We start from the raw sequence: 18,537 nt of genomic DNA, 5'->3' as shown, positions 1-18,537 counted from the left end.
TCATGTCGTTAAGAGGAGGTTTGTCATGTCCTTACATGAGCTTGTTGAAAGCGATCGCGTCGTAGGAGCCAAAAGTGTTTTGCGTAGATTATTAAGATCTGAGATCAAGAAGATATTTTTCGCACGTGACGCTGAAAGAAAGGTCATCGAACCCATATTAAAGGAAGCAGAGATTAGGGAAATACCCGTGGAATGGGTTGATAATTCCAAGATATTGGGAAGGGCTTGTGTCATTGAAAGACCAGCGGCTGTAGCCGGTTTGTTAAAGGATAAACAGACAAAGGAAGCTCAATAAAGCTAAAGGGGGGACTTTTGTGGCTACCATAAATCAGCTAATACGTCAAGGACGTAAAGGAAAAAAGAAACGTTCTGGTGCTCCTGCGCTTCAGGGAAATCCTCAAAAAAGAGGCGTTTGCACGAGGGTATATACCGTCACTCCCAAGAAGCCGAACTCTGCATTGAGGAAAGTGGCTCGCGTGAGATTGACGAATGGTATTGAAGTGACCGCCTACATTCCAGGCATAGGCCATAACTTGCAGGAACACTCAGTGGTATTAGTTCGTGGGGGACGCGTCAAGGATTTGCCGGGCGTCCGTTATCATATAATACGCGGGGCACTTGATTGTGGCGGTGTGGAAAATCGCCGTCAGAGTAGATCTAAGTACGGCGTGAGAAAGCCAAAATAGCCAAGAACAAGCGAGGAGGTTGATGTCATGCCGCGAAAGGGGCATGTGGCAAAAAGAAAAGTTGATCCTGATCCGTTATATAAGAGCGAGGCCATAGCTAAGTTCATTCATTGTCTAATGTACGACGGCAAGAAGAGCGTTGCTGAACGCATTGTTTACGAGGCCTTGGAACAAGCTGGAAAAAGGCTTAATGTTGCCCCCGATGAAGTATTCGAAAAGGCCTTAGAGAACGTTAAACCTTTAGTTGAGGTCAGGCCTAGACGTGTCGGAGGAGCAACTTATCAAGTACCGGTCGAGGTGGCACCTTATCGGGCCCAGGCGTTAGCAATACGGTGGATTATAAAGAGCGCCAGGTCTCGTAAGGGAATTCCCATGATCGAATGTTTGGCCAGGGAATTTATCGATGCCTACAAAGGAGAAGGTACAGCTATAAAGAAACGAGAGGACACACATAGAATGGCGGAAGCGAACAGGGCATTTGCCCATTATAGATGGTAGGAAACAGGTATCATGCAGGGTGGTGATTTGTAAAGCATGAGCGACGGAGGAATAGATATTCGAAGCATTCGAAACATAGGCATAGCAGCTCATATTGATGCTGGCAAGACGACGACTTCGGAGCGAATATTGTTTTATACTGGTAAAATCCACAAAATAGGCGAGGTTCATGAAGGCGCTGCAACCATGGATTTCATGGAGCAAGAGCGTGAGCGGGGTATTACCATATCTTCAGCGGCTACTACATGCTATTGGAAAGATCACATGATTAACTTAATTGATACGCCCGGGCACGTGGACTTTACGATGGAGGTTGAACGCTCCCTAAGAGTGCTAGACGGGGCAGTTGCCGTATTTTGCGCTGTTGGCGGGGTGGAACCTCAGTCAGAAACTGTATGGCGTCAGCTTGATAAATACAGGGTGCCGAGGATTGCCTTTATAAACAAAATGGACAGAGTTGGCGCTAACTTTTTTGATGTTATGAGGCAAATAGATGAGCGATTGGGGGCAAACCCGGTTCCCATTCAATTGCCCATGGGCGCGGAAGATGCCTTTAGGGGCATTATTGACCTGGTTGGGATGAGAGCCGTAGAGTATGCAGATGAACTGGGCACTCGCATGGAGTTGGATGAGATACCGCAAGCATATTTGGCTGAGGCTCAAAAATGGCGCGAACATCTGATAGAGGCCTTGGCTGAAATAGATGACAAAATTATGGAAGCCTATCTCGAAGGAAAAGAGGTTTCTGAAGAGAAGATTCGAAAAGCATTGCGCCTTGGGACCATCGATCTAAAGCTGGTTCCGCTTCTTTGTGGATCTGCCCTTAAAAACAAGGGCATTCAACTGTTGCTTGACGCTATCATTGACTACCTTCCATCTCCTTTAGAAATTCCTCCGGTCAAGGGCGTTGACCTAAGAACTGGAGAGGAAGTGGTGCGCCACACTGATCCGGAGGGGCCCTTTTCAGCTTTGGCTTTCAAGGTCCTGGTGGATCCCTTTGTGGGCAGAGTGGTTTATACAAGAATATATTGTGGGACATTGCATACTGGCATGACGGTCTTTAACGCAAATACTGAGAAAAGAGAGCGTGTCGGTAGAATATTGAGGGTTCATGCTAGCAAACGCGAAGATATTGAGTCCGCGCCAGCCGGTACGATCGTAGCGCTACCCGGTTTAAAAAGCACTCGAACGGGCGATACCCTATGTGACGAAAGAGAGCCCATACTGTTGGAGGGCATGAACATCCCGGAGCCTGTGATTTCTCTAGCCATCGAACCGGCGAGCAAGGCAGATCAAGTCAAATTGTCAAAGGGTTTAGCTGCCATGTCGGAAGAAGACCCTACTTTTAGGGTTGCAATAGATCACGAGACTGGCCAGACGATAATCTCTGGCATGGGTGAACTCCATTTGGAGGTCATAGTGGAGAGGTTGAGAAGGGAGTTTGGGGTCGACGTGAGGGTCGGCAAACCTCAGGTTGCCTATCGTGAAGCGATCAAAAAACCTGCGGCAGGAGAAGGCAAATTCATACGTCAGTCTGGCGGTCGAGGCCAATATGGTCATGTAGTGCTCGAAATAGAACCAATGTCAGGACATGCGGGTTACGAATTTGAGGATAAAATTGTTGGTGGCGTTATACCTAAAGAGTTTATACCAGCTATACAAAAAGGAATAGAAGAAGCTCTTACCAGTGGCATTATAGGAGGGTACCCCGTCATAGGAGTCAAGGTTTCTTTGGTGGATGGAAGCTTTCATGAGGTTGATAGCTCCGAGATGGCCTTTAAGATAGCTGCTTCTATGGCCTTTAAAGAGGCCATGAGAAAGGCTAATCCTGTATTGATGGAACCAATCATGGAGGTAGAAGTAGTAACTCCGGAAGAATATTTAGGTGATGTGATTGGAGATCTGTCATCACGAAGAGGTCGCATTGAAAACATGACCACTCGATCAGGAGCTAAGGTTGTGAAGGCTTATGTACCGCTGGCGGAGATGTTTGGCTATGCCAGTGCGCTGAGGAACAAGACATCTGGTCGAGCTACCTTTACAATGCAATTTAGTCATTATGAGGAAGTGCCGCCCGAGGTGGCCGAGAAGCTTTTAGCATCGGCGTCTTAGACGTCCGTTTATTAACAATTTAGGCAAATTATTAAATTTTTTAGGGAGGCTGACAAGCATGGCAAAGGCAAAGTTTGAGAGGGTAAAACCACATTTAAACATAGGAACCATAGGGCACATAGACCACGGCAAGACTACCTTGACCGCTGCCATAACGAGGGTGCTGTCCACCGTAGGGTATGCCGACTTCACGGCCTTCGAAGAAATAGACAAGGCACCCGAGGAAAGGGAGCGGGGAATAACGATAAGCATATCCCACGTGGAATACCAAACGGACGAGAGGCACTACGCCCACATAGACTGCCCCGGTCACGCTGACTACATAAAAAACATGATCACCGGAGCAGCTCAGATGGATGGGGCCATACTCGTGGTCTCAGCAGCAGATGGACCCATGCCCCAGACGAGGGAACACGTCCTTCTGGCAAGACAGGTCAACGTGCCGGTCGTAATAGTCTTCATGAACAAGGTGGACATGGTAGACGACGAGGAGTTGCTTGACCTGGTGGAGATGGAAGTAAGAGAGCTTCTTTCAAGCTACGACTTCCCCGGAGACGAAGTTCCCATCATAAGGGGTTCTGCCCTAAAAGCCCTAGAATGCGGATGCGGCAAGAGGGAGTGCGAGTGGTGCGGCAAGATATGGGAACTGATGGATGCCTGCGACAGCTACATACCTCTCCCCGAAAGGCCCATGGATCAACCCTTCCTCATGCCCATAGAGGACGTATTCTCCATAACGGGCAGAGGTACCGTGGTTACGGGAAGGGTAGAGAGGGGAAGGATCACCCCCGGAGAGGAAGTAGAGATCGTCGGAATGAGGGAAGACAAGATAAAGACCGTTGCCACTTCCCTTGAGATGTTCAGAAAAATACTGGACGAGGCCATAGCAGGCGATAACATAGGCATACTCCTTCGAGGCGTGGACAAAGATGAAGTAGAAAGAGGTCAAGTCGTGGCAAAGCCGGGGACCATCACTCCCCACAAGCGCTTCAAGGCCGAGATCTACGTCTTGAAGAAGGAAGAAGGCGGAAGGCACACTCCCTTCTTCAACGGATACAAGCCTCAGTTTTACTTCAGGACGACCGACGTCACGGGCGAGATAACCCTTCCCGAGGGCGTCGAGATGGTAATGCCCGGAGATAACGCCAACATAGAAGTCAAGCTCATAGTTCCCGTAGCACTCGAAAGGGGACTGAGGTTTGCCATAAGAGAAGGCGGTCGTACGGTAGGTGCCGGCGTAGTGACCGAGATACTGGAGTAATCCCCTTAAGGTGAAAGGGGGGACGTGGAATGGCTCAAAACATAAGGATTAGGTTAAAGGCCTTTGATCATCGGGTTTTAGACGCTTCGGCGCTGCAGATTGCAGAAACGGCCAAAAGAACGGGGGCCAAGGTTTCAGGCCCCATACCCTTGCCGACCGTAATTAATAAATATACAGTGCTAAAATCGCCGCATAAGGATAAGGACGCGCGTGAGCAGTTTGAGATGCGCACTCACAAGCGACTAATAGACATAATTGATCCTACACAGAAGACTATGGAAGCGCTGATGCAGCTGAACCTCCCCTCAGGGGTAGATATACAAATACAACTGTAGGGGAGCTCTGAGCTGAAAGGAGAGAAATTTGGATGAGTTTGGGAATATTAGGTTATAAAGTGGGTATGACCCAAATATTTGATGACGAAGGTGTAGCGGTGCCCGTGACCGTTGTAGAAGCAGGTCCGTGTACCGTCGTTGCATTGAGGAAACCGGAAGTTGAGAGGTATTCGGCTATAGTTTTAGGTTTTGGAAGGGCTAAACTAAATAAGTTAAATAAACCATTACAAGGAATGTTTAAAAAGACGGGCATTGAACCAAAACGTTGGTTGCGAGAGTTTCGCGTAGATGACGTTACGGCCTACGAGGTTGGTCAGACCATAGATGTGTCCATCTTTAAGGAAGGCGAAATTGTGGACGTAACTGGGACTAGCAAGGGCAAAGGTTTTGCAGGCGTCGTAAAACGGCACGGCCTTGGAGGCGGTCCTGCGAGCCACGGCACTTCTTTGTTTCACAGAAAACCAGGATCATCGGGGGCCAGCAGTTCCCCGGGCCATGTTTTTAAGGGAAAAGCCATGCCTGGTCGTATGGGAAACGAAAGGGTAACCGTTAAAAACCTTACTGTCGTGGCGATAGACAAAGAAAACAACTTGCTATTGATTAAAGGAGCCATTCCAGGGCCACGTAATGGCCTTGTTATGGTGCATAAAAAGGAGGGCTAGTTATGCCTACTGTCGATGTAATTGGAATCGATGGACAAAAGGTGGGCGAAGTTGCCCTTGCCGATGAGGTTTTTGCGGCCAGAATTCATGTTTCCGCCATGCATCAGGTTGTTGTGGCTTATTTGGCAGCACAAAGACAAGGTACCCATTCGACGAGGACAAGAGGAGAAGCCCGTGGTGGCGGAAGAAAGCCGTGGAGGCAAAAACACACCGGAAGGGCCAGACACGGGAGCATACGCTCTCCTATATGGGTTGGAGGAGGAGTTGCGCATGGGCCTAAGCCGCGTTCCTACGATCAGAAGGTTAATAAAAAGGTCAGGCGTTTGGCCATCAAGAGCGCATTGAGCTTGAAGGTAAGGGAAAACAAATTGCTCTTGGTCGAAGGCATCGAGTCCATGTCGCACAAGACTAAAGATATGTATGCCTTTCTGGCACGCGCTGACGTTCAAAAAAAGCCTTTGATCGTAATACACGAGTCTATGCCTAATCTTTACATGGCTTCTAAAAACATACCTGGGACAAAGGTCTTGCACGTAGATAGCATCAACGTTTATGAGATCTTGAACCACGAGCATCTGATACTCACGAAAGACGCGGCACAAAAATTAGAGGAGGTGTACTCGGCGTGAAGTTAACGGCATACGATATAATACTGCGGCCTATAATTACCGAGAAAAGTAGCCGTCACATGGTTTATAACAAGTACACCTTTGAGGTGCATCCAGGGGCAAACAAGGTGGAGATTAAAAAAGCTGTAGAGGAAATATTTAAAGTCAAAGTTGAAAAGGTCCATACTGTCAACATAAAACCGAAACCAAAGCGCCTTGGGCGATTTTTAGGACGCTCGAGAAGGTGGAAAAAAGCGATCGTTACGTTAGCCCCGGGCGAACGCATTGAGTTCTTCGAGGGCGCTAGGACGATTTGAAGGGGGAAGTCCAATGGGAATTAAGAAATACAAGCCCACGACTCCTGGTAGACGCCAAATGGCTATTGCGAATTTTTCTGAAATTACCAGGAAAGATTTCGAGAAAAGCCTAGTTGTTTCGCCGAAAAAAAAGTCGGCTGGAAGAAATAACGCAGGAAGGATAACAGCCGGTCATCGCGAAGGCGGACACAAGAGGCTCTATCGAATGATTGATTTCAAGAGAAACAAAATTGGCGTTCCTGGGAAAGTGGCCGCAATCGAGTACGACCCCAATAGGTCCGCGAGGATTGCGCTTATACATTATATCGATGGAGAGAAGCGCTATATCCTGGCACCTGTGGGTTTAAAAGTAGGAGACCAGATTATGGCGGGTGAAAACGCTGATATCAGGCCGGGCAACGCTTTAAAGTTGCGTGATATACCCGTTGGTACATTTGTTCACAATGTGGAGTTACAGCCGGGCAGAGGCGGAGTTATGGCTCGTTCGGCAGGAGCTCAGGTTCAGATCATGGCAAAAGAGGGTAAGTACGTATTGCTTAGGATGCCGAGCGGCGAAATAAGATACGTCTTGCAAGAATGCGTTGCTACGGTCGGTCAGGTCGGTAACGTCGAACACGAAAACGAAGTTCACGGAAAAGCCGGCAGGAAAAGATGGCTTGGGAGAAGGCCTCGCACTCGACCTATAGCCATGAATGCCGTCGATCACCCCTTGGGCGGTGGTGAGGGCAGAACGAAGTCGAACAAGCATCCCGTTTCAGCTACCGGAATTCCAGCTAAGGGGTATAAAACTCGAAAGCCCAAGAAGGCCTCGAACAAGCATATTGTTCGCCGCAGGAAAGTTTCGTAAGGGAGGGAATTAACTTATGCCCCGTTCGGTGAAAAAAGGTCCTTATGTGGACCCAAAGTTGCTAAAAAGGATTGAGGAAATGAATGCGACCGGAACGAAGCGAGTCATTAAGACATGGTCCAGAAGATCGACGATCGTCCCAAGCATGATTGGGCATACCGTTGCAGTTCATAACGGACGCACTCATATACCGATTTATATAAGTGAGAATATGGTGGGTCATAAACTTGGCGAGTTTGCTCCAACGCGCAAATTTGGCGGACACGCAGGTCAAGAGCGCAGGACTAGGATAAGGTAGGGTGAGTAAAGATGGAAGCAAGAGCTGTATCCAGACAAGTTAGAATTTCACCCTTTAAGGCGAGACAAGTTTTGTCATTGATCCGTGGCAAGAAGGCGGATGAAGCGCTCTTAATCTTGCGCTATTGTCCCAAAAAAGCAGCACGCTATATTGAAAAAACATTAAACAGTGCTATTGCCAATGCAGATCACAACTTTGGCTTGAGCGTGGACGAACTCTACGTGGTTAAGGCCGTCGCGGATGAAGGCCCCACTTTAAAAAGATGGAAGCCTGTTTCAATGGGAAGGGCTCATCCCTTCAATCACCGAACTTGTCACATTACCATAGTAGTGGCTGAAAAGTAAGGAGGTATAAAGATGGGACAGAAGGTTCATCCCGTTGGTTATCGTCTAGGCGTCATCCGTGACTGGGAGTCTCGATGGTATGCCGACAAAAAGAATTTTGCCAAACAATTGCATGAAGATATCAAGTTGCGAAAGTGGATAAAGAATAGATGGGGACATGCCGGTGTTTCAGCGGTCGAGATAGAAAGAATTGGAAATGTAATACGATTTACGATTTGGACTGCAAGGCCCGGAGTTGTCATAGGCAGAGGTGGAAGCGAAATACAGGAAGTTCGCGATGAACTTCAGAAAATTACTGGTTCCCGGGTAATGATCAATGTGCAAGAAATTAAAGATCCCGATAAGAACGCTCAAATAGTCGCTGAAGGTATAGCATCTGCTTTAGAGAGAAGGGTTTCCTTCAGGCGGGCCATGAAACAAGCCATATTTCGTGCAATGAAAGCAGGTGCATTGGGGATTAAAACCCAATGTTCCGGTCGTTTGGGCGGTGCGGAAATAGCCAGGCGGGAGTGGTATCTAGAAGGTCGATTACCATTATCGACCTTGAGGGCAGATATAGATTACGGATTCGCCGAAGCCAGGACGATGTACGGCATTATAGGCGTAAAGGTGTGGATCTATAACGGAGATGTATTACCCTCGCTCGAAGAAAGACCTCGCGATGAGGTTGCGAGCGAGAGGAGGTGAAGTGGTTATGTTGATGCCAAAAAGAGTCAAGTACAGAAAACCTTTTCGTAGGCCTTTGCGAGGCAGGACGAAGGGTGGCGCAACGGTCGCCTTCGGAGATTATGGATTGCAGGCCCTCGAAAACATCTGGTTAACGGCCAGGCAAATCGAGGCGGCACGTATTGCCATAACACGTAAGATGAAGAAGGGCGGTAAGCTCTGGATAAGAGTTTTCCCTGACGTTGCATATACGAAGAAACCTTTAGAGACAAGAATGGGTAAGGGCAAAGGTAACCCGGAATTTTGGGTTGCTCCAGTTAAACGAGGACGAGTGATCTTCGAAGTGGCAGGAGTTCCCAGGGAAGTAGCAGAAGAAGCGTTCCGTTCAGCTGCGCATAAGTTGCCCATTAAGGTACGAGTGGTTGAAAGGGAAGAAATAGGTGGTGGAGGACAATGAGGCCTAAAGAGTTGCGTGACCTGACCGTTGAAGAGTTAAAGGATAAGCATAAAGAATACAAAAAAGAGTTGTACAATCTTCGCTTTCAGCACGCGATTGGTCAACTTTCCAACACTGCTAGGATAACAGAAGTGAAGCGAATTATTGCCAGGATACTCACTATCATGCGAGAGAAAGAAACCGGGCGAGATCGCTCCTCGGTATTGAGTTAAGGGAGGGAGTTCTATGGAGGGGCGTAAAGCTCAAAGAAAAGTCAAAAGAGGAATTGTAGTCAGCAACAAGATGGATAAGACGGTTGTGGTCAGGGTAGACAGAATAGCAAAGCACGCGTTCTATCACAAGCCTGTCCTAAAGAGTAAGAAATTCATGGCTCACGACGAAGAGAACGCATGCTTAATGGGCGATAAAGTTTTAATTGAGGAAACGCGACCACTTTCACGAAGAAAAAGATGGAAAGTCGTAAAAATTTTGGAGCGTGCTCCTCTCTTGGAGCATACTGAGGCTGTCGAGGAGGAATAAAGGCCATGATACAGTTTCGTACAATGTTGAACGTGGCCGATAACTCGGGTGCGAAGAAAATCAGATGCATCCAAGTCACGGGAGGAAGTCAAAGACGGTATGGTACTGTAGGTGACGTGATTATTGCCTCCGTTAAAGAGGCTATACCGAACAGTAAAATAAGAAAAGGCGATGTTGTGCGCGCCGTTATAGTGCGTGTGAGAAAGGAAATTAGGCGGCGGGACGGAACCTATGTTCGATTTGACGATAACGCAGCCGTGATAATCGATAACCAGGGGAATCCGCGTGGTACACGCATATTTGGTCCTGTGTCCAGAGAATTAAGGGATAAGGGCTATACGCGCATCGTATCGCTAGCCCCCGAGGTCGTTTGAGGAGGCGGATGGCTTATGTCTAAGATGCGAATTAAAAAAGGGGATCTTGTCCGCATAATTTCAGGTAAAGATAAGGGGAAAGAAGGTAAGGTTTTGCGGCGCATGTCTTCAGGAGGCATGGTATTGGTCGAGGGCATAAACATTGTCACCAAGCATACTAGGCCTTCGCAGAAAAATCCTAAAGGCGGGATTGTCCGCCAAGAAGCCCCGATTCACGTGGACAAGGTTATGTTGGTTTGTCCTGCCTGCGGAAAAGCGACACGGGTATCTCGTGCGTTTTTAGAGGACGGACGGAAGGTTCGCCTTTGCAAGAAGTGTGGCGAAATAGTTGATAAGCTTTAAGTTGAGGGGGAACAAGTAAATGGTTCCGCGATTACTTGAAAAATACAGAAGTGAAGTTATTCCGCGCATGATGAAAAACTTCAATTACAAGAACGTCATGCAAGTGCCAAGGATCGAAAAGATCGTCGTGAACATAGGCGTTAGCGAAGCGAAACAGGACATAAGGTATCTAGACGCGGCTATGAACGAACTTGCTATGATTACGGGACAACGGCCGGTTTTAAAAAGGGCAAAGAAGTCTGTTGCTGGCTTTAAGCTCAGAAAGGACATGCCTGTAGCTTGCTGTGTAACGCTGAGAGGCCCGAGGATGTGGGAATTCTTGGACAGACTAATATCGCTCGCTTTGCCGAGAATAAAGGACTTCCAAGGTGTATCGCGCAAAGGACTGGATGGGCGAGGAAACTATAACTTGGGCTTAAAGGAGCAATTGATCTTTCCAGAAATCGATTACGACGATATTTTGCGCATCCGGGGCATGAACGTGAGCATCACGACGACGGCAAATACGGATGAGGAAGCTTACGGGTTGCTAAAAGAGCTAGGAATGCCCTTTAGGCAATGATGAGGGAGGTCAAGATCAGATGTCAAGGAAAGCTCTTGAGATAAAAGCCCAAAGAGAACCAAAGTTTAAGGTGAGAAAGTACAACAGATGTCCCCTTTGCGGTCGCCCTAGGGCTTTTATAAGGAAATTTAACATGTGTAGGTGCTGTTTTAGGGATTTGGCGCGACAGGGAAAAATACCCGGCGTCGTAAAGTCCAGCTGGTAGCCCTATGAAATAAAGGAGGATCGGCAATGTATGTTACAGATCCGATTGCTGACATGCTAACGCGTATACGCAATGCGAACATGGCCTACCACGAGATGGTGGATGTGCCGATGAGCAACATAAAGCATCGTATAGCGCGAGTATTGAAGGAAGAGGGTTACATCAAGAATTTTAGAGTGATAAACGAACCTGGGAAGCCTTATCAGATATTGCGGTTATACTTGAACTATGGACCCAATAAGGAACGCGTAATTCAGGGGTTGCGTCGAGTCAGCAAGCCCGGAAGGCGCATATATGTCAATAGCAGGGATATACCTAAAGTTATTGGTGGGCTTGGAATTGCGATAATATCGACTTCAAGCGGACTAATGACCGATGCGGAGGCCAGAAAAAAAGGCCTCGGCGGGGAAGTCCTATGTTACGTGTGGTAGAAGGGGTGAGGATGTTGTCTAGGATTGGACGAAAACCGATACCCATCCCAAAGGGGGTAAGCGTTACCCTGAACGGTCGTACTGTCAGGGTAAAAGGTCCAAAAGGGGAGTTGAGCTTTGATTTGCTTCCCAACATCGATGTAGAACTAACCGATGAGTATATAAAGGTCACTCGGAAAGGTGAAGACAAAAAAACGAAAGCCTTTCATGGACTCGTTAGGGCGATGTTGAACAACATTGTCCACGGTGTGACTCAAGGGTTCGAAAAGGAGCTTGAGTTGGTTGGAGTGGGATATAGGGCGCAAATGCAGGGGCAAAAGCTCTTGCTCAATCTGGGCTATTCTAATCCCGTTGAATACACACCCCCAGAAGGAGTGGCCGTTACGACCGATGGTCCGACTAAGATAAAAGTCTCAGGGGCAGATAAACAAGCGGTCGGACAAGTAGCCGCGATAATAAGATCTTTCAGGGCACCTGAGCCTTATAAAGGCAAAGGAATTAGATATGTTGGTGAAGTTGTTAAGCGCAAAGCTGGCAAGGCTAGCGCTGCATAAGGGAGGTGGGCCAATTTGATTAAGCGTAAAACGCGTAATGAGATGCGCCTTTTTCGGCACAAGAGGATTAGGAAAGAAGTCCACGGTACTTCCGAAAAGCCGAGACTCTGCGTATTTCGGAGCCTAAAACATATATATGCGCAAGTGATTGATGACGAGCAGGGATGCACCTTAGTTTCCGCTTCAACTTTGGACAAGGAACTCAAACCTCTTCAGACGAACCCAGGTTCCCTTGCGGCAGCTAAAGCAGTTGGACAGCTTATCGCAAAGAGAGCGACAGAGCAAGGCATTAAGGAAGTCGTCTTCGATCGTGGCGGCCATACCTATCACGGCAAGGTCAAGGCGCTTGCAGATGCTGCTCGCGATGCCGGATTGAAGTTATAAAGGGGGAGTCTTTGCATGGTTAGGATAACGATACCAAAAGGCGTGGAACTCACTGAAAGGGTTATCGCTATAAATAGAGTCAGCAAAGTGGTAAAGGGTGGAAAGAGGTTTAAGTTTAGCGTCCTCGTAGTGGTAGGCGATGGCGATCGCTATATAGGCGTTGGCCTTGGGAAGGCCAGAGAAATACCGGAAGCAGTGCGAAAAGGTATCGAAAAGGCTAAGAAAAATCTTGTTGAAGTCAAAAAAGTAGGCAACACCATTCCGCATCCTGTGATAGCCAACTTTGGGGCGGCAAAAGTGTTGTTGAGGCCAGCTGCCCCTGGAACAGGCGTCATAGCAGGAGCCGTTGTGCGTGCCATTATGGAGTTGGGCGGAGTTAAAGACGTGTTGACCAAGGTCATAGGAAGGACGTCAAATCCGATTAATGTCGCCTATGCTACACTTGAGGCGGTCAAAGCCTTGCGTAATCCTGATGAAATAATGAGATTGCGCGGAAAAAGCGAACAGGCTTAGCGGGGGTGATGGCATATGCCCAAGATTCGTGTTACCTGGAAAAAAAGCACCATAGGTCGCCCAGAAAGACAAAAGAGGTGCATACGAGCTTTAGGTTTTAAAAGATTAAATCAAAGCGTGATACATGAGGACACTCCTCAAATTCGGGGCATGATACGCGCTGTTGAACACCTTGTAGTTTGGGACATGGTCGATTAGTTGGGAGGGAATGGAAATGCGTATACACGATTTGCGCGCTCCGATAGGTGCAAAAAAGAAGCCCAAAAGGGTAGGGCGAGGCAGAGCAAGCGGGCATGGCGGTACCTCCACTCGTGGATGTAAAGGGCAAAAATCTCGAGCTGGCGGAAACATACCGATACGATTTGAAGGCGGACAAATGCCTCTAGTTAGAAAGATCCCAAAGCGAGGATTTAATAACGCCCGTTTTGCTAAGAGGTATCAATATATAAATATTTCTTCCCTGGAGGAGAAATTTGAGCCAAATAGCGTTGTTGCGCCGGAGCAAATGTATGAAGCAGGTCTGATAAAAGATGCTTTCGTTCCAGTGAAGGTGTTAGGAAAGGGCGATATCACGAAACCGCTTGTAGTGAAGGCGCACATGTTTAGTGCGAATGCTGAAGCTAAGATCGAGTCAGCAGGCGGCAAGGCAGAGGTGATTTAGGTGTTTAGCGCCCTGCGTGACGTGTTTCGCCTGCCCGATTTAAAAAGCAAGATCTTATTTGTCCTTGGGATCTTGTTTGTGTTTCGCTTAGGGGCACACATTCCTACACCGGGAGTGGACGCGAAGGCGATGGCAAGCTTGTTCGAACAGGGTGGGGTTCTAGGTTTGTTCGACCTTTTTGCTGGCGGTGCGCTTCGTCGATTCAGCATATTTGCTCTCGGAGTGACCCCTTATATAAATGCAAGCATCGTTATGCAGCTTTTGGCTGTTGTGGTGCCTGCCATTGAAAAAATGCAAAAGGAAGGCGAAGAAGGTAGGCGAAAAATTACCCAGTACACCAGAGTATTGGCTATATTGTTTGCCACCATTCAGGCAGTGGGCATGGTATTGTGGCTCAAGAGCATGAACATCATTTATGTGAGCGGTGTTTCTGTGCTGGTCGCCGTCATTACGCTTGTCGCAGGTTCGATAGCTGTCATGTGGCTTGGAGAGATGATCTCCGATCACGGCATAGGCAACGGGATATCGCTTTTGATTTTTGCCGGGATCGTCGTGCGCGTACCGGAGTCCGTTGTTAGAACATTCGTCTTGCTTCGTGCTGGTGAAATGAACTTTCTCACTCTGATAATAGCTGGCGTTATCATGATAGTAGTCATCGCTGGTTGTATCATACTTCAAGAAGGCCAAAGGCGTTTACCCGTTCGATACGCTAAACGAGTCATCGGAAATAAGATTTACGGTGGCCAATCTACGTTCATACCTTTAAGGGTTAATAGTGCAGGGGTAATCCCGATAATCTTTGCTTCTTCCGTTTTGCTGTTTCCTAGTACCATTGCGAGATTTTTTTCTGCCAGTTTTGCACAAACTATATCTAAGGTACTTTCTCCAAGCAGTCCGATTTACATGATTCTTTACGTGCTATTAATTATCTTTTTTACTTACTTTTACACGGCCATCGTGTTTAACCCCATAGAGGTAGCCAATAACCTCAAAAAATATGGAGGCTTCATCCCCGGCATCAGGCCAGGTCGCCCTACAGCGGATTATATAGAAAGGGTATTGTCCAGAGTTACTCTGGGGGGTGCGATATTTCTTGCAGTCATTGCCCTACTTCCTTCGTTATTGACGCAAATGCTTGGTATAACCACTTTTTACTTTGGAGGCACTGCGGTGTTGATCGTTGTTGGCGTAGCGCTGGAAACCGTCCAACAAATCGAGGCCCAGTTGCTCATGCGCCATTACGAGGGCCTTGTGAGGCGGAAAGGGAAAGCAGGCGGAATACTTCGACTGTAATTAACGTGATTAAGGAGGAAGGAAGTTGCGCATGATATTTTTAGGTCCACCTGGCGCTGGAAAGGGAACCCAAGCGGTTAAGCTGGCTGCTAAATACGGGATAGCGCATATATCGACGGGCGACATGCTGCGCGAACACGTTAGAAATGAAACTGAGTTGGGCAAAGAGGCCAAAATTTATATGGATTCTGGTCGTTTAGTGCCCGATGAATTGATCATAGAAATGGTTAGAAGAAGGCTTAAGAAAGAAGACTCTAAAAAAGGTTTTATTTTGGATGGGTTTCCCAGAACGGTCAAACAAGCGGAGGCCCTGGACGAGCTTTTGAAATCCGAAGGGATTGTACTTGATGCTGTCGTGTTCTTCGATGCCGATGAAGAAACGTTGGTGCGACGTCTGTCAGGTAGGCGGGTTTGTCCCAACTGCAATGCGATTTACAATGTCTACAACGAAGATTACCCGAGTGAAGATTGCTGCAAAAATTGTGGCGTCAAGTTGGTGCAGCGCGATGACGATAAGCCCGATGTCGTAAGACAGCGCCTAAAGGTATACGAAAAAGAAACAGCTCCCTTGCTGGCTTATTACAAAGATAAAGGCAATCTCATCGCTGTCGATGCTTCTTTGGAGAGCGATGAAGTTTTGCGCGCCATTGAAGGTTTATGTGGAGGCAAAGATGATTCGAATTAAGAAAAAATGGGAAATCGAGAGAATGAAACGAGCTGGATTGATTGTAGCAGATGTATTAAAGCTCATGAATGACCTCATAAGACCTGGAGTGGATACCAGGAGCTTAGATGTCAGGGCTGAGGAGATGATAACTAAAAGCGGCGGAGTTCCCGCATTCAAAGGCTATTCTTTCCCGGGCGCGCCCTGTCCTTTTCCGGGGAGCATCTGTGTTTCGATCAATGACGAGATCGTTCATGGCATTCCAGATCCGAACAGGATATTAATGGAAGGAGATATTGTAAGCATAGATGTAGGTGCCTGTTTTGAGCGTTACTTTAGCGATGCCGCGTGCACCTATCCTGTTGGAAGCGTGAGCAGAAGCAGGGCCAGACTACTTGAGGTGACGAAAGAGGCTTTATATAGAGCTATAAGAACAGCAAAGGCCGGTAGCACATTAGGTGATGTGGGATATACCATTGAGCATTTCGTAACTTCGCAGAATTATGGGCTTGTTCGAGATTACGCCGGGCATGGCATAGGAAGAAACCTTCATGAGGCGCCCCAAGTTCTAAATTTTGGGAGACAGGGTGACGGGATTGTGCTTAAAAGCGGCTTTACCCTCGCCATAGAGCCAATGGTAATAGCGGGGAAAAACGAGGAAGTGATCGTTTTAGACAATGGATGGACCGTTGCCACGGCCGATCACTCAGACGCGGCACATTTTGAGCATACCGTGCTTATTACCGAGGATGGCGGAGTCATACTTACACCGTGGGAGTGACGATCTTGGATCTCGAGGATTTTGAAATAGGCAGGGTCGTCATCTCTAAAAAAGGAAAGGATAAGGGCACATTTTATGTAATAATAGGCAAGGATGCATTGAATAATCGGGTTTATGTGGCTGACGGCAAGCACCGTTCCATAACCCGCCCGAAGCCAAAAAACCCTAAACATCTTCAGGCTACCAATTGGTACTTACGCGAATTGAAGGAGCGCCTGGAAGATAATCGTGAGATTAGCGATGAGTGGATACACCAACAATTGTTGGTCTACTACGAAAAGAAGGGTTTTAATTAAGAGGGGGTAGGTCAGCGCGCATGGCGAGGGAAGATGTCATCGAGTTACGGGGTACGGTGCTTGAGCCGTTGCCTAATGCAATGTTTAAGGTGGAGCTTGAAAACGGGCATATATTGCTAGCCCATGTCTCGGGTAAGATGCGAATGCACTTCATAAGAATCTTGCCGGGAGACAAAGTCCTGGTTCAAGTATCGCCTTATGACTTGACAAGAGGGCGAATTGTATATAGATATAAGTAGCTTTAAAGGGGGAAGTAGAATAATGAAAGTCAGACCTTCTGTGAAACCTATCTGTGAGCATTGTCAGGTTATTCGACGCCACGGAAGGGTATGGATAATATGTAAAAGAGATCCGAAACATAAACAACGACAGGGTGTAAGGAGGTAATCGAGCATGGCTCGAATAGCAGGGGTTGATTTGCCCAGAGATAAGAGAATCGAAATAGCATTGACCTATATCTACGGAATAGGCCTTCCTTCAGCAAAAAATATCCTGGCTGCCACCGGTATTAATCCTGACACCAGGGTGAAAGATCTTACCGAGGAAGAGATCAATAAATTACAAAGGGAAATAGAGAACAACTATAAGGTCGAAGGAGATCTTAGGCGTGAAGTCAGTGCCAACATCAAGCGATTGATGGATATCGGTTGTTACCGAGGACTGAGGCACCGATTGGGTCTTCCTGTCAGGGGACAGCGCACTCGAACGAACGCTCGTACCCGAAAAGGCCCCAGGAGGGCTATTGCCGGCAAGAAAAAAGCCACAATGAAGAAGTAAGAGAAGTTATTATTTAAGGAGGGAAATTGAGTGGCTAAAAGCACCAAGAGGCGCACGAGGAGAAAAGAAAGAAAGAATATAAATTATGCCGTTGCCCGTATCCACTCTACTTTTAACAACACGATCATTAGCATAACCGATAAACAAGGCGGTGTTATCGCATGGGCATCGGGAGGAACGGTTGGCTTTAAGGGAACGCGTAAATCCACTCCCTACGCTGCTCAAATGGCAGCTCAAGCAGCCGCAAAGCAGGCACAAGATCACGGAGTGGTTGAGGTGGATGTTATAGTTAAAGGCCCCGGGCCCGGCAGAGAATCGGCCATCAGAAGCCTGCAGGCGGCAGGTCTTCAAATAAACATGATAAAGGATGCCACCCCAATTCCGCACAATGGGTGTCGTCCTCCAAAGCGACGACGAGTATAATTTTAGTTTGGAGTCGAAGGAGGGAAAGATCACGATATGAGCAGATATACAGGTCCTTCCTGCAGATTGTGTCGCAGGGCAGGAGTTAAACTTTTCTTAAAGGGCGATAGATGCTATTCGGAGAAATGTGCCATAGCGCGAAGGAACACTATTCCAGGGCAACACAGCCATAGACGCAGAAAATTTAGCGAATACGGACTCCGATTGCACGAAAAGCAAAAACTCAGGAGAATGTACGGCATGACCGAGAGGCAATTCGAGAGGTTCTTTGAGAATGCGAGCAGGATGGCTGGGCAAAAAGGTCATAATTTTATTCAATTGCTAGAGCGACGTTTGGACAACGTAGTTTATCGTCTTGGCTTTGCCTCAAGCAGAGCGCAAGCTCGGCAGTTGGTCTCTCACGGCCATATAACAGTTAATGGCAAGAGGTTAGATATACCAAGCGCTTTGGTAAAAGTGGGCGATGTCATAGGAATTGCCTCAAAGAGCAGAGATATACCCATAATCAAAGAAAACCTGGAGGTAGCTTCGGCTCGAACCACGCCCGAATGGCTGGAATTGCAGGCGGAACGCATGGAGGGGAGAGTAATATCCCTTCCAACGAGAGAGCAAATTGATGTTCCTGTCAACGAACAGCTCATCGTCGAGTTCTACGCTCGATAATTAT

General features: G+C 47.6%; 35 protein-coding genes. All 35 read left to right on the top strand.

Features of this window, described 5'->3' with window-relative positions; all coding sequences use genetic code 11:
• Nucleotides 1-25: 25 nt before the first annotated feature.
• The 35 genes from AC5SXE_RS08740 to rpsD are packed head-to-tail and all read left to right on the top strand — an operon-like array spanning nt 26 to nt 18,533.
• Nucleotides 26-295, top strand: coding sequence for a ribosomal L7Ae/L30e/S12e/Gadd45 family protein (locus AC5SXE_RS08740; protein WP_323720953.1), 270 nt, complete (start codon nt 26-28; stop codon nt 293-295).
• A 19-nt stretch (nt 296-314) separates the two neighbouring features.
• Nucleotides 315-686 carry a 30S ribosomal protein S12 gene (gene rpsL, locus AC5SXE_RS08735; protein ID WP_303881384.1) on the top strand — a complete coding sequence of 124 codons (372 nt, stop codon included), beginning with the start codon at nt 315-317 and terminating at the stop codon, nt 684-686.
• A gap of 27 nt (nt 687-713) precedes the next feature.
• The gene (gene rpsG / locus AC5SXE_RS08730) at nt 714-1,184 is read left to right on the top strand and encodes a 30S ribosomal protein S7 (protein ID WP_310849067.1); all 471 of its coding nucleotides are present in this window, start codon (nt 714-716) and stop codon (nt 1,182-1,184) included.
• Between the two features lie 36 nt (nt 1,185-1,220).
• Complete coding sequence (gene fusA / locus AC5SXE_RS08725) at nt 1,221-3,296, top strand: elongation factor G (protein ID WP_493917193.1); 2,076 nt, start codon at nt 1,221-1,223, stop codon at nt 3,294-3,296.
• A gap of 58 nt (nt 3,297-3,354) precedes the next feature.
• Nucleotides 3,355-4,557, top strand: coding sequence for an elongation factor Tu (tuf, locus tag AC5SXE_RS08720; RefSeq protein ID WP_493917192.1), 1,203 nt, complete (start codon nt 3,355-3,357; stop codon nt 4,555-4,557).
• Between the two features lie 29 nt (nt 4,558-4,586).
• Nucleotides 4,587-4,892 carry a 30S ribosomal protein S10 gene (rpsJ, locus tag AC5SXE_RS08715; protein ID WP_303882624.1) on the top strand — a complete coding sequence of 102 codons (306 nt, stop codon included), beginning with the start codon at nt 4,587-4,589 and terminating at the stop codon, nt 4,890-4,892.
• A 32-nt stretch (nt 4,893-4,924) separates the two neighbouring features.
• Nucleotides 4,925-5,554, top strand: a complete 630-nt coding sequence (gene rplC, locus AC5SXE_RS08710; RefSeq protein ID WP_310849073.1) for a 50S ribosomal protein L3 — start codon at nt 4,925-4,927, stop codon at nt 5,552-5,554.
• Between the two features lie 2 nt (nt 5,555-5,556).
• Nucleotides 5,557-6,183, top strand: coding sequence for a 50S ribosomal protein L4 (rplD, locus tag AC5SXE_RS08705; RefSeq protein WP_493917191.1), 627 nt, complete (start codon nt 5,557-5,559; stop codon nt 6,181-6,183).
• On the top strand, nt 6,180-6,479 hold the full coding sequence (gene rplW, locus AC5SXE_RS08700) for a 50S ribosomal protein L23 (RefSeq protein WP_303882630.1): 300 nt from the start codon (nt 6,180-6,182) through the stop codon (nt 6,477-6,479). The genes rplD and rplW overlap by 4 nt, the downstream gene beginning before the upstream one ends.
• 13 nt (nt 6,480-6,492) lie before the next feature.
• Nucleotides 6,493-7,326, top strand: coding sequence for a 50S ribosomal protein L2 (rplB, locus tag AC5SXE_RS08695; protein WP_493917190.1), 834 nt, complete (start codon nt 6,493-6,495; stop codon nt 7,324-7,326).
• Between the two features lie 16 nt (nt 7,327-7,342).
• Entirely contained in the window at nt 7,343-7,624 is a 282-nt protein-coding gene (gene rpsS / locus AC5SXE_RS08690; protein ID WP_310849080.1) for a 30S ribosomal protein S19, read from the top strand.
• 11 nt (nt 7,625-7,635) lie between these two features.
• Nucleotides 7,636-7,968 carry a 50S ribosomal protein L22 gene (gene rplV / locus AC5SXE_RS08685; protein WP_303882633.1) on the top strand — a complete coding sequence of 111 codons (333 nt, stop codon included), beginning with the start codon at nt 7,636-7,638 and terminating at the stop codon, nt 7,966-7,968.
• A 12-nt stretch (nt 7,969-7,980) separates the two neighbouring features.
• The gene (gene rpsC / locus AC5SXE_RS08680) at nt 7,981-8,655 is read left to right on the top strand and encodes a 30S ribosomal protein S3 (RefSeq protein WP_310849083.1); all 675 of its coding nucleotides are present in this window, start codon (nt 7,981-7,983) and stop codon (nt 8,653-8,655) included.
• 7 nt (nt 8,656-8,662) lie between these two features.
• Nucleotides 8,663-9,091 carry a 50S ribosomal protein L16 gene (gene rplP / locus AC5SXE_RS08675; protein ID WP_303882638.1) on the top strand — a complete coding sequence of 143 codons (429 nt, stop codon included), beginning with the start codon at nt 8,663-8,665 and terminating at the stop codon, nt 9,089-9,091.
• Nucleotides 9,088-9,303 (top strand): 50S ribosomal protein L29, encoded by a 216-nt coding sequence (rpmC, locus tag AC5SXE_RS08670; RefSeq protein ID WP_310849086.1) that lies wholly within the window; start codon nt 9,088-9,090, stop codon nt 9,301-9,303. Before rplP ends, rpmC begins: the two co-directional genes overlap by 4 nt.
• A 13-nt stretch (nt 9,304-9,316) precedes the next feature.
• The gene (rpsQ, locus tag AC5SXE_RS08665) at nt 9,317-9,610 is read left to right on the top strand and encodes a 30S ribosomal protein S17 (protein WP_310849089.1); all 294 of its coding nucleotides are present in this window, start codon (nt 9,317-9,319) and stop codon (nt 9,608-9,610) included.
• 5 nt (nt 9,611-9,615) lie between these two features.
• Nucleotides 9,616-9,984 carry a 50S ribosomal protein L14 gene (gene rplN / locus AC5SXE_RS08660; protein WP_310849091.1) on the top strand — a complete coding sequence of 123 codons (369 nt, stop codon included), beginning with the start codon at nt 9,616-9,618 and terminating at the stop codon, nt 9,982-9,984.
• Nucleotides 9,985-9,999: 15 nt separating this feature from the next.
• Complete coding sequence (gene rplX / locus AC5SXE_RS08655; RefSeq protein WP_310849092.1) at nt 10,000-10,326, top strand: 50S ribosomal protein L24; 327 nt, start codon at nt 10,000-10,002, stop codon at nt 10,324-10,326.
• A gap of 19 nt (nt 10,327-10,345) precedes the next feature.
• Nucleotides 10,346-10,888: a 50S ribosomal protein L5 gene (gene rplE / locus AC5SXE_RS08650; RefSeq protein ID WP_303882648.1), complete on the top strand. Its 543-nt coding sequence runs from the start codon at nt 10,346-10,348 to the stop codon at nt 10,886-10,888.
• 19 nt (nt 10,889-10,907) lie between these two features.
• The gene (locus AC5SXE_RS08645; protein ID WP_303882649.1) at nt 10,908-11,093 is read left to right on the top strand and encodes a type Z 30S ribosomal protein S14; all 186 of its coding nucleotides are present in this window, start codon (nt 10,908-10,910) and stop codon (nt 11,091-11,093) included.
• A gap of 26 nt (nt 11,094-11,119) precedes the next feature.
• Nucleotides 11,120-11,524 carry a 30S ribosomal protein S8 gene (rpsH, locus tag AC5SXE_RS08640; RefSeq protein ID WP_303882651.1) on the top strand — a complete coding sequence of 135 codons (405 nt, stop codon included), beginning with the start codon at nt 11,120-11,122 and terminating at the stop codon, nt 11,522-11,524.
• Between the two features lie 14 nt (nt 11,525-11,538).
• The gene (gene rplF / locus AC5SXE_RS08635) at nt 11,539-12,078 is read left to right on the top strand and encodes a 50S ribosomal protein L6 (protein ID WP_493917298.1); all 540 of its coding nucleotides are present in this window, start codon (nt 11,539-11,541) and stop codon (nt 12,076-12,078) included.
• Nucleotides 12,079-12,093: 15 nt separating this feature from the next.
• Entirely contained in the window at nt 12,094-12,462 is a 369-nt protein-coding gene (gene rplR, locus AC5SXE_RS08630) for a 50S ribosomal protein L18 (protein ID WP_303882653.1), read from the top strand.
• Nucleotides 12,463-12,477: 15 nt separating this feature from the next.
• Nucleotides 12,478-12,975, top strand: a complete 498-nt coding sequence (gene rpsE, locus AC5SXE_RS08625; protein ID WP_303882654.1) for a 30S ribosomal protein S5 — start codon at nt 12,478-12,480, stop codon at nt 12,973-12,975.
• A gap of 15 nt (nt 12,976-12,990) precedes the next feature.
• Nucleotides 12,991-13,173: a 50S ribosomal protein L30 gene (gene rpmD, locus AC5SXE_RS08620; RefSeq protein ID WP_310849093.1), complete on the top strand. Its 183-nt coding sequence runs from the start codon at nt 12,991-12,993 to the stop codon at nt 13,171-13,173.
• A 16-nt stretch (nt 13,174-13,189) separates the two neighbouring features.
• The gene (gene rplO, locus AC5SXE_RS08615; RefSeq protein WP_303882656.1) at nt 13,190-13,636 is read left to right on the top strand and encodes a 50S ribosomal protein L15; all 447 of its coding nucleotides are present in this window, start codon (nt 13,190-13,192) and stop codon (nt 13,634-13,636) included.
• Nucleotides 13,637-14,929: a preprotein translocase subunit SecY gene (secY, locus tag AC5SXE_RS08610; protein WP_493917189.1), complete on the top strand. Its 1,293-nt coding sequence runs from the start codon at nt 13,637-13,639 to the stop codon at nt 14,927-14,929.
• Between the two features lie 25 nt (nt 14,930-14,954).
• On the top strand, nt 14,955-15,614 hold the full coding sequence (locus AC5SXE_RS08605) for an adenylate kinase (RefSeq protein WP_323720957.1): 660 nt from the start codon (nt 14,955-14,957) through the stop codon (nt 15,612-15,614).
• The gene (gene map / locus AC5SXE_RS08600; RefSeq protein ID WP_493917188.1) at nt 15,601-16,374 is read left to right on the top strand and encodes a type I methionyl aminopeptidase; all 774 of its coding nucleotides are present in this window, start codon (nt 15,601-15,603) and stop codon (nt 16,372-16,374) included. Before AC5SXE_RS08605 ends, map begins: the two co-directional genes overlap by 14 nt.
• Nucleotides 16,371-16,670 carry a KOW domain-containing RNA-binding protein gene (locus AC5SXE_RS08595; RefSeq protein ID WP_310849335.1) on the top strand — a complete coding sequence of 100 codons (300 nt, stop codon included), beginning with the start codon at nt 16,371-16,373 and terminating at the stop codon, nt 16,668-16,670. Before map ends, AC5SXE_RS08595 begins: the two co-directional genes overlap by 4 nt.
• A gap of 20 nt (nt 16,671-16,690) precedes the next feature.
• On the top strand, nt 16,691-16,909 hold the full coding sequence (gene infA / locus AC5SXE_RS08590; RefSeq protein ID WP_303882662.1) for a translation initiation factor IF-1: 219 nt from the start codon (nt 16,691-16,693) through the stop codon (nt 16,907-16,909).
• Nucleotides 16,910-16,931: 22 nt separating this feature from the next.
• Nucleotides 16,932-17,057, top strand: coding sequence for a 50S ribosomal protein L36 (gene rpmJ, locus AC5SXE_RS08585; RefSeq protein ID WP_303882663.1), 126 nt, complete (start codon nt 16,932-16,934; stop codon nt 17,055-17,057).
• A gap of 6 nt (nt 17,058-17,063) precedes the next feature.
• On the top strand, nt 17,064-17,447 hold the full coding sequence (gene rpsM, locus AC5SXE_RS08580; RefSeq protein WP_303882676.1) for a 30S ribosomal protein S13: 384 nt from the start codon (nt 17,064-17,066) through the stop codon (nt 17,445-17,447).
• A gap of 30 nt (nt 17,448-17,477) precedes the next feature.
• Nucleotides 17,478-17,870: a 30S ribosomal protein S11 gene (gene rpsK, locus AC5SXE_RS08575; protein WP_310849096.1), complete on the top strand. Its 393-nt coding sequence runs from the start codon at nt 17,478-17,480 to the stop codon at nt 17,868-17,870.
• A 36-nt stretch (nt 17,871-17,906) separates the two neighbouring features.
• Entirely contained in the window at nt 17,907-18,533 is a 627-nt protein-coding gene (rpsD, locus tag AC5SXE_RS08570; protein WP_303882678.1) for a 30S ribosomal protein S4, read from the top strand.
• Nucleotides 18,534-18,537 lie beyond the last annotated feature (4 nt).

The organism is Acetomicrobium sp. (assembly GCF_059026225.1).
Note: the sequence above shows the minus strand (reverse complement) of the source record. Positions and strands in the feature narration are given on the sequence as shown.